This is a genomic window from Endothiovibrio diazotrophicus (genome assembly GCF_054657215.1).
In genome coordinates this window covers 1-294 of sequence record NZ_BAAHXB010000358.1, presented here as the reverse complement: position 1 = coordinate 294, position 294 = coordinate 1, and the positions used below count along the sequence as shown (strand labels likewise).

1 protein-coding gene is annotated in these 294 nt (G+C 77.2%); it reads right to left on the bottom strand.

Going from position 1 to position 294, the window contains the following annotated elements; genetic code table 11:
• Nucleotides 1-294: hypothetical protein (locus ACYQ2W_RS26805; RefSeq protein WP_459874198.1), on the bottom strand; the 294-nt coding region annotated here is incomplete at both ends.

Here is a 294-nt window from a genome sequence, read left to right as displayed (position 1 = left end):
AAGTTGGCAGGCGATCTCCCCCGCCTGTTCGGCGCACTGGGCGGCCGACGGCTGGCCATCCACCCGTAGTCGGGTCTCCGCGGCCTGGACGCCGCTCCCCTCGTCCTCGGCGAACAGGCGCAGCGGGGGGTTCGCCTCGGCCACCACCGCCCCCGAGACGGGGCTCCGCCACGCCGCCCGTGGGGGGATCACGTCGGCGTAGGCGGCCAGCGCCGCCGCCGATTCCGGCGCCGATGGCGCTCCCGCGCGGCGCACCGTCTGCCCCGTCCCCTGCGGGGTGACCTTCTCCACGCC